The 17,289-nt window shown below is 67.8% G+C and carries 12 protein-coding genes and 1 pseudogene; 7 read left to right on the forward strand and 6 right to left on the reverse strand.

What is annotated here, in order from left to right; all coding sequences use genetic code 11:
- Positions 1 to 2: 2 nt before the first annotated feature.
- Complete coding sequence (locus ACRCUN_RS24265) at positions 3 to 1,601, reverse strand: aldehyde dehydrogenase (NADP(+)) (protein ID WP_462144166.1); 1,599 nt, start codon at positions 1,599 to 1,601, stop codon at positions 3 to 5.
- Positions 1,602 to 1,720: 119 nt separating this feature from the next.
- On the opposite strand from ACRCUN_RS24265, the gene ACRCUN_RS24270 reads away from it, so the two are divergent.
- Positions 1,721 to 2,875, forward strand: coding sequence for a serine hydrolase domain-containing protein (locus tag ACRCUN_RS24270; RefSeq protein ID WP_462144167.1), 1,155 nt, complete (start codon positions 1,721 to 1,723; stop codon positions 2,873 to 2,875).
- On the opposite strand, the gene ACRCUN_RS24275 is transcribed toward ACRCUN_RS24270, so the two are convergent.
- Together ACRCUN_RS24275 and ACRCUN_RS24280 are read right to left on the reverse strand one after the other, a co-directional pair.
- Positions 2,857 to 3,255: a hypothetical protein gene (locus ACRCUN_RS24275; RefSeq protein ID WP_462144168.1), complete on the reverse strand. Its 399-nt coding sequence runs from the start codon at positions 3,253 to 3,255 to the stop codon at positions 2,857 to 2,859. The genes ACRCUN_RS24270 and ACRCUN_RS24275 overlap by 19 nt on opposite strands.
- A 63-nt stretch (positions 3,256 to 3,318) precedes the next feature.
- A complete protein-coding gene (locus ACRCUN_RS24280; RefSeq protein ID WP_462144169.1) occupies positions 3,319 to 4,287 on the reverse strand; it encodes a TerC family protein in 969 nt (322 codons plus the stop codon).
- A 285-nt stretch (positions 4,288 to 4,572) separates the two neighbouring features.
- Here ACRCUN_RS24280 and ACRCUN_RS24285 point away from each other — a divergent pair, with 285 nt between their 5' ends.
- From ACRCUN_RS24285 to ACRCUN_RS24305, 5 genes are read left to right on the forward strand one after another with little or no spacing between them, the layout of a single operon-like run.
- Complete coding sequence (locus ACRCUN_RS24285) at positions 4,573 to 8,442, forward strand: Pls/PosA family non-ribosomal peptide synthetase (RefSeq protein WP_462144217.1); 3,870 nt, start codon at positions 4,573 to 4,575, stop codon at positions 8,440 to 8,442.
- Positions 8,439 to 9,776: a M1 family metallopeptidase gene (locus ACRCUN_RS24290; RefSeq protein ID WP_462144170.1), complete on the forward strand. Its 1,338-nt coding sequence runs from the start codon at positions 8,439 to 8,441 to the stop codon at positions 9,774 to 9,776. Before ACRCUN_RS24285 ends, ACRCUN_RS24290 begins: the two co-directional genes overlap by 4 nt.
- Positions 9,773 to 11,056 carry a hypothetical protein gene (locus ACRCUN_RS24295; RefSeq protein ID WP_462144218.1) on the forward strand — a complete coding sequence of 428 codons (1,284 nt, stop codon included), beginning with the start codon at positions 9,773 to 9,775 and terminating at the stop codon, positions 11,054 to 11,056. The genes ACRCUN_RS24290 and ACRCUN_RS24295 overlap by 4 nt, the downstream gene beginning before the upstream one ends.
- A gap of 18 nt (positions 11,057 to 11,074) precedes the next feature.
- Positions 11,075 to 11,767 carry a polyprenyl-phospho-N-acetylgalactosaminyl synthase PpgS gene (locus ACRCUN_RS24300; protein WP_462144219.1) on the forward strand — a complete coding sequence of 231 codons (693 nt, stop codon included), beginning with the start codon at positions 11,075 to 11,077 and terminating at the stop codon, positions 11,765 to 11,767.
- Positions 11,764 to 12,114, forward strand: coding sequence for a DUF2304 domain-containing protein (locus ACRCUN_RS24305; protein WP_462144171.1), 351 nt, complete (start codon positions 11,764 to 11,766; stop codon positions 12,112 to 12,114). The genes ACRCUN_RS24300 and ACRCUN_RS24305 overlap by 4 nt, the downstream gene beginning before the upstream one ends.
- Here ACRCUN_RS24305 and ACRCUN_RS24310 read toward each other — a convergent pair.
- The 3 genes and pseudogenes from ACRCUN_RS24310 to ACRCUN_RS24320 all read right to left on the reverse strand — a co-directional run bounded on the left by ACRCUN_RS24310 (position 12,111) and on the right by ACRCUN_RS24320 (position 15,479).
- A complete protein-coding gene (locus tag ACRCUN_RS24310; RefSeq protein WP_462144172.1) occupies positions 12,111 to 12,692 on the reverse strand; it encodes a TetR/AcrR family transcriptional regulator in 582 nt (193 codons plus the stop codon). The two genes, ACRCUN_RS24305 and ACRCUN_RS24310, sit on opposite strands and share 4 nt — an antisense overlap.
- Before the next feature lies 1 nt (position 12,693).
- A pseudogene (locus ACRCUN_RS24315) lies at positions 12,694 to 14,563 on the reverse strand (N-acyl-D-amino-acid deacylase family protein).
- A complete protein-coding gene (locus ACRCUN_RS24320) occupies positions 14,538 to 15,479 on the reverse strand; it encodes a GDP-mannose 4,6-dehydratase (protein WP_462144173.1) in 942 nt (313 codons plus the stop codon). Before ACRCUN_RS24320 ends, ACRCUN_RS24315 begins: the two are co-directional and overlap by 26 nt.
- A gap of 56 nt (positions 15,480 to 15,535) precedes the next feature.
- Between ACRCUN_RS24320 and ACRCUN_RS24325 the strand changes: the two genes are divergently transcribed.
- Complete coding sequence (locus ACRCUN_RS24325; RefSeq protein WP_462144174.1) at positions 15,536 to 17,284, forward strand: hypothetical protein; 1,749 nt, start codon at positions 15,536 to 15,538, stop codon at positions 17,282 to 17,284.
- Positions 17,285 to 17,289 lie beyond the last annotated feature (5 nt).

Below are 17,289 nucleotides of genomic sequence, written 5' to 3' on the forward strand. Positions count from 1 at the left end.
GGTCAGTCTTTGGTGAGTTGGCCGTCGATGCGCCGCCACAGCCCGTCCGGGTTGCCGTCCGCAACGGCACTGGGCAACAAGGACTTCGGAGCGTCCTGGTAGCACACCGGCCGCAGGAAACGCTCGATGGCACGCGCGCCCACCGAGGTGGTGCGCGAGTCGGAGGTGGACGGGAACGGCCCGCCGTGGACCATGGCGTGGCCCACCTCGACACCGGTCGGCCAGCCGTTGAACAGGATTCGGCCCGCCTTGAGCTCGAGAACCCCCAGCAGGTGACCGGCCTGGTCATGGTCGGACTCGTCGGCGTGGATCGTCGCGGTCAGCTGCCCTTCCACATTGGCCGCGACCCGCAGCATCTCGGCGGCGTCGGAGCACCGGATGACGACGCCGGAGGCGCCGAACACCTCGGCCTGCAACGCCTCTGAACCCAGGAAGGTCGACGCGTCGCTGGTGAACAGGGCCGCACGGCAGGACACCGCTGGCGCGTCGGCCTCGGATCCGCGCGCGACCAGCACCGCCTCGTTCTCGAGCGCTTCGACGCCCGTGCGGAAGCTGTCGGCGATACCGGGCGTCAGCATTGCGGCCGGTGCGGTCGCAGCGACCGCCTCTCCGGCGGCGGCGACGAACGCGTCGAGATCGGGGCCGTCGACCGCGATCACGAGGCCCGGATTGGTGCAGAACTGTCCGGAGCCCAGCGTCAGGGAGCCGACGAAGGCACGGCCGAGGTCGGCACCGTGACTGGCGAGGGCGCCGGGCAGCAGGAAGACGGGGTTGATGGCGCTCATCTCGGCGTACACGGGGATGGGCTCGCGCCGGCCGGCCGCGGCGGCGATCAGGGCCATGCCGCCGCCACGCGATCCGGTGAACCCGACCGCCTTGATGCGGGGATCGGTCACCAGCGCGGTACCGAGTTCCGGCCCGTATCCGTAGAGCAGGGAGAAGGTGCCTGCAGGCAGGCCCGAGGCCGCGACCGCGTCGGTGATGGCGCGGCCGACCAGTTCGGAGGTGCCGGGGTGGGCGTCGTGCGCCTTGACCACGACCGGGCATCCGGCGGCCAGCGCCGAGGCGGTGTCGCCTCCGGCCACCGAGAAGGCCAGCGGGAAGTTGCTGGCACCGAACACCGCGACGGGGCCGAGCGGCACGCTGCGCTGGCGAATGTCGGGACGCGGCAACGGCGTGCGGTCAGGCAGCGCGGGATCGATGCGCGCCTCGTTCCAGCTGCCCTCGCGCAGCACGCCGGCGAACAACCGCAGCTGGCCCGCGGTGCGCCCGACCTCACCGGTCAGGCGCGGCCGGGGCAGGCCGCTCTCGGCGTGTGCGCGGTCAACCAGGGTGTCGCTGATCGACTCCAGGTTGGCCGCGATGGTCTCCAGGAAACGGGCGCGGGTTTCGATCGGCGCGCTGCGGTATGCGGCAAAGGCCTCGGCGGCAGCGGCGCACGCGGCTTCGACATGCGAGCCGTCGCCGTATGCGTACGCGGGTTCGAGGGCGGCCGCGCTCTGCGGATCGATGCCGCGGATCTCCGTGCCGGTGCCGCGCACCGGCTTGCCCGCGATCAACATCTGCCCGGTCAGGTCTGTCGTCTGCACCATGGATGTCATAGTGGCACCGTACGACCCCGATAAATACATGTCCAAGTCAAGTTTGCGGCTTAATCATGCACTGGTTGTATTAGTCGGATTCACGTCGGCACGCCCCGCCATTCGTTCATGATGTGGCGATGGACGACCTGATCAAAGGCCACTGCGACCCACGTTTCGCCGCGGTCCGCGATGCGCTGGCCGAGGCCGTTTCCGCCGGTGAGGAACTGGGCGCCGCGATCGCACTGGATGTCGACGGTGAATGCGTCATCGACATCTGGGGTGGGCACGCCGATCGGGCCAAGCAACGGGAGTGGACCGAGGACACCATCGTCAACGTCTTCTCCTGTACGAAGACGCTCACCGCCCTGGCGGCACTGATGGTCATCGATCGCGGAGCGCTCGACCCGTACGCGCCTGTAGCCAGATACTGGCCCGAATTCGCCGAGAACGGCAAGCAGGATGTCGAGGTTCGGCATTTGCTGGCGCACACGTCGGGAGTGTCGGGCTGGGATGCGCCGTTCTCGATCGAGGACCTCTACGACTGGCAGAAGGCGACCGCGCAGCTCGCCCGGCAAGCGCCCTGGTGGCCGCCCGGATCAGCGTCGGGCTATCACGCGGTCAACTACGGCCACCTGATCGGCGAGGTGGTGCGCCGGGTGACGGGAAAGTCGTTGAAACAGTTCGTCCGTGAAGAAATCGCCGAGCCTCTCGGTGCCGACATCCAGATCGGGGCGCGTGCCGACGACGACCACCGCATCGCCGAACTGATACCGCCGCCGCCATTGCCGGTGGCGCTGGACGTGTTGCCGGAGGAGCATCCCGCGCGCAAGACGTTCTCCACCCCGATGCCGCCCGACGCCAACGGCGCGGCGGTAGCCGAGACCACCGCATGGCGCCGCGCCGACATCGGCGCGGCCAACGGACACGGCAACGCGAGATCCCTCGCGCAGGCGCTGTCACCGATCTCGTTGGGCGGCAGGCGTGACGGAACCCAAGTACTGACTCAGGACACGATCGATCTCATCTTCGAGGAGCAATCCAACGGCCTCGATCAGGTGCTGATGATTCCGCTGCGGTTCGGTATGGGCTTCGGCCTGCCCGAGCCGGCGAGTGTGCCGGCCATTCCGGACGAGAAGGTCTGCTTCTGGGGCGGCTGGGGCGGCTCGATGGTCGTGATGAATCCGGACCGCCGCGCCACCCTCGCTTACGTGATGAACGGAATGGGCCCGGGCACCGTGGGGACGGAGCGCACGAGCACATATGCCCGGTTGATCTACGAAGCCCTGGCCTGAGAACGCACCTGCAACCGGCGCAACACATCGGCGCCCAACGCGCGCAGATCCGCGCCGGGCGTGGCCGGCAGCAGGGTCACGCCGTCGGCGACACCGGCCGACCCGATGTCGTCGATCAGTCCGGCCAGTCCGTCGACCGTGCCGACGTAGCGCACGGTCGCGTCGGAGCCGGCCAACTCCAGCCCCCGCCGCGCGGACCGGTAATCCCCAGCAACGGCCACCGTGACGTCGAGCACAACCGCGGTGTCCGCCTCTTCGGACCGGAGGCGCGAACGAAGCCGGCGTGCCTGTGCGAGGTCGGGCGCCGAGATCCGGACCGTTGGCTCATGGCCGTCCGTCAGTTCGGTCCAGTTCCCGGCATCCGCCACGAATATCCGCACACCGTCAGGCTATGTGCGAATACCGCACCTGCCCAGAGTTGTGCTCAGGCCGAATCCAAAGGACTATTTCGCGTCCCGCACCCGCGTCTTGTAGAGGCTCGCGACGGTCGTGATCAGCAGCGTCACGATGATCACGCCGAGGCTGGCCAGCGTCGGGATCTCGGGCACGTGCACCGGCTCACCGCCGTTGATGAACGGCAGTTCGTTCTCGTGCAGCGCGTGCAGGATCAGCTTCACGCCGATGAAGGCGAGGATGAACGCGAGCCCTTGCGAGAGGTACACCAGCCGCTTGAGCAGGTCGCCGAGCAGGAAGTACAGCTGGCGCAGACCCATCAGGGCAAACACGTTGGCGGTGAACACCAGGTAGGGCTCCTGGGTCAGGCCGTAGATCGCCGGGATCGAGTCGAGCGCGAACAGCAGGTCGGTGGTGCCCAGCGCCACGATGACCAAGAACATCGGCGTCATCAGCCGCGTGCCGTTCTCGTTGATCCACAACCGCAGACCGTCCCACTTGTCCGTGGTGCGCAGGTGCTTGCGCGCGAACCGCACGACCGCGTTGTCACCGTCGTCGTCGTGATCGGTGTCCTTGACCAGCCCGATCGCGGTGTAGACCAGGAACGCGCCGAAAATGTAGAAAACCCACGAGAACTGGTTGATGGCCACGGCACCAAGCGCGATGAAGATGCCACGGAAGATCAGCGCCAGGATGATGCCGACCAGCAGTGCCTGCTGTTGGTAGACCCGCGGCACTTTGAAGCTGGCCATGATGATCAGGAAGATGAACAGGTTGTCCACCGACAGGCTGTACTCGGTGAGCCATCCGGCAAAGAACTCGAGGCCGAACTGGCTGCCGTGGAAGAACCATACGAACACGCCGAAAGCCACGGCCATGCCGATGTATATCGACAGATACGTCGCGGTCTCTCGAGTGGTGGGCTCGTGTGGCCGCCGTCCGATCACTATCACGTCGAACAGCAGCACGGCGATCGTCACGGTTAACGTGATGATCCATTCGAGCTGGGATACCTGCATCAATTACCTCCGGTCGCCAAACAACGCCGGAGGTCTCTTCCACCGGCTATGGCCGGCCTGCGGCACCGATCGGTTTCATGCAACCGACGTGATGACGACACCGCAGCGAAGGAATACTCCCCTCCGCCGACCAGTGTGCCTGATGGCGAGCACGAACCGAAATCGAGCAGGCACGCCGCGCACCATCGGGCTCCCGCGACGCAGGCTTAGTAGTTTGTACCCGTGACAGCACCGGACGACTCAGATCGCGGGCACGAGATCCCCGCTCAATACGTGCTTTCACCGATGGCGCCACCGCCCCGCACCCTCGTGGACATCCTCTACGAGACGGCGCGCAGTTTCCCGGACGCGCCCGCGCTCGACGACGGCACCGTGCAACTGACCTACGCCGAGTTGATCGCCGACGTCGAAGACAGCGTCGCGTGGCTGGCCGCGCGCGGCATCGGACGCGGCGACCGGATCGGCATCCGGATGCCGTCGGGCAGTTACGCGCTCTACGTCGCGATCCTGTCCGCGTTGGCGACCGGGGCGGCTTACGTGCCGGTGGACGCCGACGATCCCGACGAGCGCGCCGAGCTCGTGTTCCGGGAAGCGAATGTGGTCGGCGTCATCACCGAGGCGGGCCTGATCCGCGGGCCCGGCTCCTCGCGGGGCTGGCGGGCCGCCGCACCGCTTGGCCGCGACGACGCCTGGATCATCTTCACCTCGGGGTCGACGGGGACACCGAAGGGTGTCGCGGTGACCCACCGCAGCGCGGCCGCATTCGTCGACGCCGAAGCGCGAATGTTCTTGCAGGACAGTCCGATCGGCCCCGGCGACCGGGTGCTGGCCGGCCTTTCGGTCGCGTTCGACGCGTCGTGCGAGGAGATGTGGCTGGCCTGGCGCCACGGCGCCTGCCTGGTGCCCGCGCCCCGGTCGCTGGTGCGCAGCGGCATGGACCTCGGCCCGTGGCTGGTCAGCCGCGACATCACGGTGGTGTCAACGGTGCCGACGCTGGCCGCGCTGTGGCCTGCGGAAGCACTCGAGGCGGTCCGGCTGCTGATCTTCGGCGGCGAGGCCTGCCCGCCCGAACTCGCGCAGCGGCTCGCCGTCGACGGGCGCGAGGTGTGGAACACCTACGGGCCGACCGAGGCGACCGTCGTCGCGTGCGCGGCCAGGCTGGACGGGCAGGGGCCCGTCAGCATCGGGCTGCCGCTCGCCGGCTGGGACCTGGCCGTCGTCGACAAGGAGAGCCGTCCCGTCGCCATCGGCGAGGTCGGCGAGCTCGTGATCGGCGGCGTGGGCCTGGCGCGCTACCTCGACGCGGACAAGGACGCCGAGAAGTACGCCCCGATGCCCACGCTGGGCTGGAGCCGCGCCTACCGCAGTGGTGACCTCGTCCGGCTCGAGGCCGACGGCCTTTACTTCCAGGGCCGCGCCGACGACCAGGTCAAGGTCGGTGGCCGCCGCATCGAGTTGGGCGAGGTCGACAACGCGCTCGTACACCTGCCCGGTGTGAGCGGCGGTGCGGCCGCAGTTCGCAAGACCGCGAGCGGCACCCCGCTGCTGGTCGGCTACATCGCGAGCACCGACCCGTCGTTCGACCTGGCGGCGGCGCGGGCCGCGCTGTCCGAGTCGCTGCCGGCCGCGCTCGTACCCCGGCTGGTGCTGCTGGAGGAACTGCCCACGCGCACGTCGGGCAAGGTCGATCGCAACGCGCTGCCCTGGCCCCCGCCCGGCGAGACCGAGCAAGACGCCCCCGAACTCGGCGGCACCCTCGGCTGGCTCGCCGGATTGTGGCGCGACGTACTCGGCACGCCCGTCGACGGGCCGGAGGCCGACTTCATCGCACTCGGCGGCGGCTCGCTGTCGGCGGCACAACTCGTCGCCGCATTGCGTCAGAAGTATCCGCAGGTCACCGTGGCCGATCTCTACGACCATCCACGGCTGGGTTCGCTGGCCGGCTACCTCGACGAGCTCAAGCCGCCGCCTCAGGTGGAGACCCGCGAGGTCAAGCCGACGCCGTGGCTCACCCAGGCCGCCCAGGTCGCGCTGTCTCTGCCGCTTGCCACCCTGACGGGTGTGCAGTGGGTGATCTGGCTGGCGCTGCTCAACAACGTGGCCGCCTGGCTCGGCGTGCTGCCGTGGGCTCACCCCGTCAACTGGTGGTGGCTGCTGGGCGGCTTCCTTATCTTCATCACCCCGCTTGGCCGGATGGGCATCGCGGTGCTGTTCGCCAGGATGCTGCTGAGCGGCCTGCAACCCGGCACGTATCGCCGCGGCGGCCCGGTGCACCTGCGGGTGTGGTTCGCCGAACGACTGGCCGACGCCAGCGGCGCAGAGAACCTGGCCGGTGCGCCGTGGATGGTGTACTACGCCCGCGCCCTGGGCAATACCGTCGGCAAAGGCGTCGACCTGCATTCGGCACCACCCGTGACCGGCATGCTCAAGATCGGCCATCGCTCGTCGGTCGAGCCCGAGGTGGATCTCACCGGGCACTGGATCGACGGCGACCTGTTCCACGTCGGCCCCGTGTCGATCGGCAACGACGCCACGATCGGTGCGCGCACCACACTGTTGCCCGGGGCCATCGTCGGCAAGAACGCCGACGTCGCGCCCGGTTCAGCGGTCGTGGGGAAGGTCAAGAACGGCCAGTACTGGAAGGGCTCGCCCGCGGTGAAGTCCGGCAAGGCGCGCCATCCATGGCCCGACCACCGGCCGCGGCGCGCGCCGTTGTGGGTCGCGATCTACGGCCTGACCTCGATCTTGCTCGGCAGCCTGCCGCTGGTCGGATTGGCGGCCGGCCTGGCGGTGATCGGATGGGGTGTTCACGACACCGCGTCGGCCGCCGACGCGATCGTGCCCGCGCTGGCGTGGACGCCTGTTGCGGCGATAGCGGCGCTGGTGGTTTATGCCGGGCTGACGGTGATCGGCGTGCGGGTGCTGTCGTTCGGTCTGTCCGAGGGCTATCACCCGGTGCGCAGCCGCGTCGGATGGCAGTTGTGGGCCACCGAACGCCTGATGGACGCCGCACGCAACTACCTGTTCCCGATTTACGCCAGCCTGCTCACACCGTGGTGGCTGCGCCTGCTCGGGGCGAAAGTCGGTAAGGGCACCGAGATTTCGACGGCACTGTTCACGCCGAAGTTCACCGAGGTGCAGGACGGCGCGTTCCTGGCCGACGACACCATGGTGGCGTCGTACGAGTTGGGCGGCGGCTGGATCCACGTCGCGAAGGCGACCATCGGCAAGCGCGCGTTCCTCGGCAACTCGGGCATCACCCAGCCCGGCCGCAAGGTTCCCGACGACGGCCTGGTCGCCGTGCTGTCGGCGACACCGCACAAGGCCAAGGCCGGGTCGTCCTGGCTGGGCAGCCCGCCGGTGCGGTTGCGCCGCAACGCCACCGCCGCCGACGCCCTGCGCACGTTCCACCCTTCCACGCGGCTCAAGGTCCTGCGGTCGGCCGTGGAAACCTGCCGGCTGATCCCGGTGATCGTGACGTTCGGGATCGGTATCGCGGTGCTCGGCGCAATCCAGGCGCTGGCCCTCCGGTTCGGTTATCTGTGGACGGCCTTGGCCAGCGGCGTGGTTCTCTTGGCCGCGGGCGCGGTCGCCGGGACCATCGCCGTGATCGCGAAATGGTTGGTGATCGGGCGGATTCGCGCGGTCGAGCACCCGCTGTGGTCGTCGTTCGTGTGGCGCAACGAGGTCTCGGACACGTTCGTCGAGACCGTCGCCGCGCCGTGGTTCGCGCGCGCCGCGAGCGGCACCCCGGTGATGAACCTGTGGCTGCGGGGGCTGGGCGCATCGATCGGCCGCGGAGTATGGTGCGAAACCTACTGGCTGCCGGAGGCAGATCTGGTGACACTCGGCACCGGCGCCACCGTCAACCGCGGCTGCGTGGTGCAGACCCACCTGTTCCACGACCGCATCATGCGGATGGACAGCGTTGTGCTGGAGGAAGGTTCGACATTGGGACCGCATTGCGTCGCGCTACCCGCAGCTCGGCTGGGCGCCGGGGCGACCGTCGGTCCGGGCTCGCTGGTGATGCGCGGCGACGAGGTACCGCCGTCGACCCGCTGGCAGGGTAACCCGATCGCGCCGTGGAACATGTTCGGCAAGAAGCGCGCGGCAGACGGTAGGAGAAAGAAGACGACAGAAGAAACCGCCGCGTGACGAGATCGAAGAAGGCCGCCAAGAAAGCATTCCGGGCTCCCGTCATCGACCCGTATCTGCCTGGCAACGGCAATTTCGGCTACCGGGTGTCCCGGTATGAACTCGACCTCGAGTACAAGGTGGCCATCAACCGGCTGGCCGGATCGGCAACCATCACGGCGGTGACGCTGGCCGCGCTGCGCACGTTCACGCTGGATCTGTCCGACGCGCTGACCGTTTCGAAGGTCTCGGTGAACGGCCGCAGGCCCGCGCAGTTCCGATGTTCGGGCGGCAAGCTGTCGATCGCGCTGTCCACCGCACTGCCTGCGGGGGCTGCCATGACCATCGTCGTGCGCTACAGCGGTGTTCCGCGCCCTATCCGATCTCATTGGGGAGAGGTCGGTTTCGAGGAACTGTCGAACGGCGCCCTGGTGGCCGGACAGCCCAACGGCGCGGCGTCGTGGTTTCCCTGCGACGACCATCCCAGCTCCAAAGCCAGCTACCGCATCCAGATCAGCACCGACAGTCCCTACCTCGCACTTGCCAACGGCGAGCTCGTATCCCGCAAGGTGCGGGCGGGCCACACCGTGTGGACCTACGAGCAACCCGAGCCGACGTCGACCTATCTCATCACCTTGCAGATCGGCATGTACGAGATGCACCGGATGACCAAATCGCCGGTGCCGATGCACGGCGCGGTGCCGCCCAGGTTGCGCCGCGACTTCGACCACGACTTCGGCCGGCAACCGCAGATGATGAAACTTTTCGTCAAGCTTTTCGGCCCGTATCCGCTGTCCAACGGGTACACCGTGGTGGTGACGGACGATGATCTCGAGATACCCCTTGAAGCCCAGGGCATCTCGATCTTCGGCGCCAACCACTGCGACGGGCACCGCAGCGCCGAGCGGCTGATCGCCCACGAACTCGCCCACCAGTGGTTCGGCAACTCCGTGACCGCGCGGCGCTGGCGCGACATCTGGTTGCACGAGGGTTTCGCCTGTTACGCCGAATGGCTGTGGTCGGAGAACAGCGGCGGCCCCAGCGCGGCCGACTGGGCACGCCGCTACCACGAAGGGCTGCGTGACCTGCCGCAGAATCTGGTGCTGGCCGATCCGGGGCCGCGCGACATGTTCGACGACCGCGTCTACAAGCGCGGCGCGCTGACCCTGCATGTGCTGCGCACGAGCATCGGCGACAAGAGTTTCTTTGCGCTGCTGAAGGATTGGACCACGCGCTACCGGCACAGCACGGCGTTCACCGACGATTTCACCGGCCTGGCCGCTGGCTACACCCGTGAGTCGCTGCAGCCACTGTGGCAGGCGTGGCTGTACTCGAAAGCGCTGCCGCCGCTGTGACCGACGGCGGCGGCCCGCCTGCGCCATTCGACCCTCTTCGCGCAAGCGGCTCATCGCGAGGACCGGTCACCCGCAGCAGCGTCGCCCGCGTCGGCGTCGCGACCGCCATCACCGCGATCTGCGGCTACGCGGTGCTGTACCTGGCGGCCCGCAACCTGGAACCGGAAGGCTTCTCGGTGTTCGGCGTCTTCTGGGGTGCGTTCGGGCTGGTCACCGGCGCCGCCAACGGGCTGCTGCAGGAAGCCACCCGCGAGGTTCGGTCGGCTCGACATGTCGATCTCACCACCTCACCACGGACGCATCCCATGCGCGTGGCCGCGATGGTCGGCGTCGTCGCGGCTCTGGTTATCGCGGGCTCTTCGCCGCTGTGGGGCGCGCACGTGTTCGCCGAGTCGCAAACGCTGAGCGTCGCGCTGCTCAGCATCGGGCTGGCCGGGTTCTGTCTGCACGCCACGCTTCTCGGCATGCTCGCAGGCGTCAACCGGTGGACCGAGTACGGAGCACTCATGGTCACCGACGCCGCGATCCGCGTGGCCGTCGCGGCGGCCACGTTCGTGCTGGGCTGGGGTCTGGTCGGGTTCCTGTGGGCGACGGTGGCCGGTGCCGCGTCGTGGCTCATCATGCTGATCGCGTCACGGGCCGCACGGATGGCGGCACAGCTCGTCACCGCGGGTGGCGCCGCGGTGTTCCTGCGGGGTGCCGCACACTCGATCGCGGCCGCTGGTGCGAGCGCCATCTTGGTCATGGGGTTTCCCGTGCTGTTGAAGGCCACCTCGGCCGACCTCGGCGCGGCCGGCGGTGTGATCATCCTGGCCGTGACGCTCACCCGCGCTCCCCTGCTGGTGCCGTTGACCGCGATGCAGGGCAACCTGATCGCGCACTTCGTCGACCAGCGCAGCGCCCGGCTGCGGGCGCTGCTGGGGCCCGCAGCGGTGGTCGCCGCGCTTGGCGCTGTCGGTGTGGTGGCCGCCGGCCTGGTCGGCCCATGGTTGCTGAGAGTGGGGTTCGGCGACGAGTACCGGGCCGACGGCGCCCTGCTGGCCTGGCTCACCGCAGCCGCCGTGGCCATCGCGATGCTCACCTTGACGGGTGCCGCCGCGGTCGCGGCCGCCCTGCACCGGGCATACGCACTCGGCTGGGTCATCGCGACCGTCATCGCGGTGGGGCTGTTGCTGTTACCGCTGGACCTGGAGACACGCACGGTGGTGGCGCTGATGTGCGGGCCGTTGGTCGGCATCGCCGTACACCTGGGGGCACTTGCCAGATTGTCCCAGGAATAGGGGTGTACGTTATGGGCCATCGACACGCGTTACCACGACGTTTGGATCGTCATCCCCGCCTACAACGAGGCGGGGATCATCGGCGACGTCATCGCTGACGTTCGCTCGATCTTCGCCAACGTCGTATGCGTCGACGACGGCAGCCACGATGCCACCGCCGACCGCGCGCTGAGCGCCGGCGCCTACGTCGTGACACATCCGGTCAATCTCGGGCAGGGCGCCGCGATCCAGACCGGGGTCGCCTACGCCAGGAGCCGGCCCGGCGCCCAGGTATTTGCCACATTCGACGCCGACGGGCAGCACCAGGTCAAAGATCTCGTGCGGATGATCGACCGGCTCGGCGCGGACGACGTCGATCTGGTGGTCGGCACCCGGTTCGCCGGTGTGGTCGCCCACATCCCGCCGCTCAAGCGAATCATCCTGCGCACCGCGGCGTTTTTGAGCCCGCAGAGTCGCAAGCTCGGCCTGACCGATGCCCACAACGGCCTGCGGGTATTCAACCGTAAGGTCGCCGACGAACTCGACCTCACCATGAACGGCATGAGCCATGCCGGGGAGTTCATCTCCCTGGCATACGAAAACCGTTGGCGGGTGGCCGAAGAGCCCGTGGAGATCCTCTACACCAACTATTCGAAGTCGAAGGGGCAGCCGCTGCTCAACGGGGTCAACATCGTCTTCGACGGGCTGTTGCGCAGGAGGCTGACGCGATGAACTGGATCCAGGCGCTTTTGATCGTCTCGGTGCTGGTGTTGCTGGCATATCTGTTGCGGTCGCGCACCAGCGCACGCACCAAGGCGTGGGTGAAAGTCGGTTACGTGCTGTTCGTCGTCGCCGGGATCTATGCGATCCTGCGGCCCGACGACACCACCGTTCTCGCGAATTGGCTTGGCGTGGACCGTGGTACGGATCTCATGGAGTACGTGCTGATCATCGCGTTCGCCTTCACGACCCTGAGCACCTACGTGCGGTTCAAGGACATCGAGCTGCGTTACGCGCAGCTGGCCCGCGCGGTGGCGTTGCAGAACGTCCGGGTGCCCGGCGAGGAGCAGCCGCGCTAACGGCTGAGCAACGCCGTCAGCAACGCGATGCGCGGACCTTCCAGTTCGGGTTGCGGCAACACCGACCGCACGATCGCCGCACCGTCGAACGTGTTGATCAGGATGGCGACCGCCGCGGTGAACGCGTCCTCGGGGAACTGCTCGGAACCCGGTACGGTCCTGGCGGTTTCGTAGATACTGGTCGCGTACTCGCCGAGCATGTCGCGCAGGGAGGCCTTGAGCTTCTCGTCGGTGCGCGCCGCCACCATCAGTTCATACATCACGGTGTTGGTGTCATTGCCGGTGACATCGCGCAGGATCGTCAGCACCGCCTCGAGTGCGGGCTGCTCGGCGGGTATCTCGGTGACCCGCTTGGTGAACAGCTCGAGCTGACGGCGCATCACCTCGCGACCGGTGGCCGCCATGAAGTCGCCCATCGTGGGGAAATGCCGGAACAGCGCACCGTCGGAGACCCTCGCGCGCTTGGCGATGACGGCTGCCGAGGCTTTCGCGTACCCGACATCGATGATCGTGTCGATGCTCGCGTCGAGCAAGCGCGCGACAGTCTCCTCCCGACGCTGCTGTTGCGTTCTGGCCATGTCAGACAGGCGTTTTCACGCGCGTGTCGGAGCCCGCACGCAGGTACCGACCCGACTTCACGGTCTCACCGTAGCCGTCGCGGAACTCACCGTTGCGGAATACCACCGCGCCGTTCACGGCCGTCGCGACGATGGCCTCGTCGTTGCGGTTGACCATCCGGCTCAGGCCGCCGTAGAACGGCACGGTCTCTTCGTGATACGCGTCCACGTCGTCGTTGAGGCCCTTCGGGTCGATCACCACGAAGTCGGCCCGGTCACCTTCGCGCAGGGTGCCGGCGTCGACGCCGAACCAGTCGGCGACCTCGGCCGTCAACCGGTGCACGGCGCGTTCGGTGGTGAGGAACGGCCGCCCGGCCAGCTGCGCGTCGCGGACCCGCTTGAGCAGCCGCAGCGCATAGTTGTAGAACGCCATGTTCCGAAGGTGCGCACCGGCATCCGAGAATCCCATGTGCACCGACGGTTCCTTGGCGAGCTTGTCGAGCTGCCTCGGCCGGTGGTTGGCGACGATCGTGGTCCAGCGGACGTTGCGCTCGCCGTTGTCGACGAGCACGTCGAGGAAGGCGTCGAGCGGGTGGATGCCGCGCTCGTCGGCGATCTGGCCGAAGCTCTTGCCGATCAGTGTCGTGTCGGGGCACTCGACGATCGTCGCGTCGTGGAAGTCGCGGTGCCACAACGTCGGTCCGAGCTTGCGGCGGTCGAACGAGCGGCGGAACCGGCGGCGGTACTCGGGGTCGGCCAGCAGCTTGTTGCGCTCGAGTTGATCGCGCAGGTGCAGTGCGGCCGTCCCGGCACCGAACTCCTCGAACACCGGCAGATCGATGCCGTCCGAGTACAGGACGAACGGAACCGGCAGATGCTGAAAACGCACTTTGGCGTTGAGGATCCGGTTGAGCAGGCGCGTGCCCGGCCCGAGCACATGCACCGCGCCCGGCGAGGACTTGGCGTCGGCCGACACGAGCAGGCTCATCTTCACCCCGCGGCGGCGGCCGAACCATCCGCTGCTCTCCAAGAAGAAGTTCAGTGCCTCTTGCGCTTTGGCGACGTTGGGTGCGCTCTGCAGCATGCGGCCGCGCTTGCGCAGGACTTTGATGAGCCGCCTGCGTTCGCGCCAGGTGGCGAACGTCGACGGCAGGGCTCGCGAGCGGAAGCGGTCGCCGTCGAGTTTGTCGATCGCGGCGTCCATCCCCGACATGCCGAGCATTCCGGCGTCGAGGGCTTCGTCGAGTTTCTGGGCCATTGCCTCGAGTTCGGCGTCGGTCGGCGTCACACCCCGCGTCGTCGCGCGGTCCAGACCGAGCACCGAGGCCCGCAAGTCTGAATGTCCGAGCAACGACGCGATGTTGGGCCCGAGCGGCAACTCGTCGATGGTCTTCACATATTCGGCAGGGTTCGACCAGGTCTTGTGTTGCTGCAGGGCACCGAGCACGTACTGACGTGGCACCGCTTCGACGCGGCTGAACAGGTCGGCGGCGTCCTCGGTGTCGGCGTAGACCGTCGACAGCGAGCACATGCCCAGCAACACCGTCGTGACACCGTGCCGCACAGATTCGCGCAGGCCCGGGTCGAGCAGGATCTCGGCGTCGTAGTGCGTGTGTACGTCGATGAAGCCGGGGATCACCCACTTGCCCGAGGCGTCGAGCACCTCCGGGCACCCGGTCTCATCCAGGGGCTTCGCCGACACCGCGGCGACGACGCCGTCGCGAATGCCCAGCGTGCGGACCTGCGGCGGCTTGCCAGTCCCGTCGAACCAGAGCCCGTTACGGACGATGACGTCATAGGACATGGCGAACCTCCCTGTTCGGTTGCCGCCACGCTAGCGCAGAAAGTGAGTACTCACAATCTTTTCTATCGAGGGTTGTTGCGGAAGAAATCAACCGTCTTCTCGACACCGCCGGCCAGCTCGACAGCCGGCTCCCAGCCCAGCACGGTGCGGGCACGACTGATGTCGAGCTTCGATCGCCGCAGGTCGCCCAGCCGCGGCGGGTAGAACTCCGGCTCGTCCGCAGCGCCGACCGCCTTGGCAATGGCCGAATGCAATTGACGCACCGAGGTTTCCACGCCGGTGCCGACGTTGAAGCGCTGTCCCCCGCCTTCGGTTCCGGAGGCTTTCACGAACGCATCCACGACGTCGTCGACGTACACGTAGTCGCGGGTGTCGCTGCCGTCGCCGAAGATCTTCGTGGGCCGCCCGGCCAGCAGCGCCTGCGCGAAGATCGCGACGACGCCGGCCTCACCGTGCGGATCCTGGCGCGGGCCGTAGACGTTGGCCGGCGCGATGTGCGAGCAGTCGAGGTTGTAAAGGTTGCGGAACATGTTGAGGTACACCTCGCCTGCGACCTTGCTCGCCGCGTACGGCGAAGCCGGATCGGTGGGGACGTCCTCGCTGGTCGGATAGGCCGGCGGGGTGCCGTAGACCGAGCCGCCCGACGACGTGTGCACCACCTTGCGGACACCGGTCTGGCGGGCCGCCTCGGCCAGCCGCACCGTGCCGACCACGTTGACCGTGGCGTCGAGCTGCGGATCGTCCACCGAGCGCTTCACCGAGATCTGAGCGGCCAGGTGAAACACCACCTCGGGCTTGATCTCGGCGAGCAGTCCGATCAGATCGGCATCGACGATGTCGGCCTTGACGAACTCGAAGTTCTTGTCGTTGTCGGCGTCGCTGAGGTTGTCGACGCGGCCCGTGCTGAGGTCGTCGAGTCCGACGACGCTGTGCCCGTCGGCCAGCAGCCGATCCACCAGGGCCGATCCGATGAAGCCTGCGGCTCCTGTCACCAGTGTTCGCACGGGCACACCATACCGACGGCGGCTGTGGCGCACCTTTGTCCGTACAGTCGGCAAGAGTGAACTGGGTTGCCCGTACCGCCGCTGCGCTGATCGCGCTGCAACTGGTGGTCCGGGCAGTGCTGGCCTTCGGTGGCTATTTCTACTGGGACGACCTCATCCTGATCGGCCGGGCCGGAACCCAGAGTCTGTTCTCGCCGTCATTCCTGTTCGACGATCACGACGGCCACGTCATGCCCGCGGCGTTCCTGGTGTCCGGTGCGATCACCCGGCTGGCGCCGTTCTCGTGGGTCTGGGCGGCGCTGAGCCTGATCGTGCTCCAACTGCTGGTCTCGCTGGCGCTGCTGCGGGTGCTGTGGGTGATCCTCGGCTGGCGCCCGGTGCTGCTGGTGCCGCTCACGTTCGCGTTGTTCACGCCGTTGGGGGTCCCCGGGTTCGCGTGGTGGGCGGCCGCGCTGAATTCACTGCCCATGCTGGCCGCGCTGGCCTGGGTGTGTGGCGAGGCTGTGCTGCTCGTGCGCACCGGACGTCCGCGTCATGCGGTTTTCGGTGTGCTGGTGTACTTCGGCGGGTTGTTGTTCTTCGAGAAGGCCGCGGTGATCCCGTTCGTCGCGTTCGCGGTCGTGGCGCTGTTGGGTTATGTCACGTCGACGTTCGGCCTCGCCGACGTGTGGCGGCGCGGCCTGCGATTGTGGGTCGCGTGTCTTGCGCTGACAGTCGCATGGATCGGGGTGTACCTCGTCGTCGTCGACCAGAAGCGCTGGAGTTTCGACGTCGCCATGACGTGGGATCTGTTGAGCCGGTCGGTGACCCACGGCATCGTGCCCGGGTTGGTCGGTGGGCCGTGGTCGTGGCAGCGGTGGGCGCCTGCCTCGCCGTGGGCGACGCCGCCGGTTGCCGTGATGGTGCTGGGGTGGGTGTGTCTGGCCGTCGCAGTCGCGGTGGTGCTCGTCCGCAAGTCGCGGATCTGGCCCGTGCTCGCGGTGGCCGCCGGCTACGCGATCGCCTGCCAGATACCTATCTATCTCATGCGTTCGTCGCGGTTCACCGCGCTCGAGCTCGCGCAGACGCTGCGCTATCTGCCCGATCTGGTGATGGTGCTGGCGATTTTGATGGCCGTCGGGTTCTGCGCGCCGAATCGGTCCGCGCGGTTCTCGGCGTCGCGTAGGCGGACTTTCGCGGCAGTCGGCGTGGCCGTGTTGTTCGTGGCCAGCAGCCTCTATTCGACGGCGACGTTCCTGCGGGTGTGGCGCGACAGCCCAGTTCCGTCCTACTTGAACAATGCGCGCGCGAGCCTGGCCGCGACGTCCGACGCACCGCTGCTGGATCAGGAAGTCGATCCGTTGATCCTGCAGCGCGTGGCCTGGCCGGAGAACCTGGCCAGCCACATGTTCGCCCTCGCTCACCCGCGTCCCGAATTTGCCTCGGCCACAACCGATTTACGAATGTTCGACCGGACCGGCACGCTGGTCGACGCGAAGGTGACGTGGGTACGCACCATTGTCGAGGGGCCGGAGCCGCGGTGCGGGTTCCTCGTGCAACCCGACGCCCCCGTCGTCATGCCGCTCGACGGGCCACTGCTGCCTGCGGACTGGACCGCCGAGATCAACTACCTCGCCAACAGCGACGGGTCGCTGACGATGTCGCTGCCCGAGGGGCCCGAGACCAAGGTGCCCGTGCGCCCCGGGCTGAACCGCGTGTTCGTGCGGCTGCCCGGCGCCGGCCAGGAGATCTCCGTGCGGGCGAACACCTCGGCACTGTCGGTGTGTATATCCCCAGGGCCCGTCGGATTCCTGGCACCGAGGTAGCCAGG

Source organism: Mycobacterium venezuelense, from assembly GCF_054919535.1.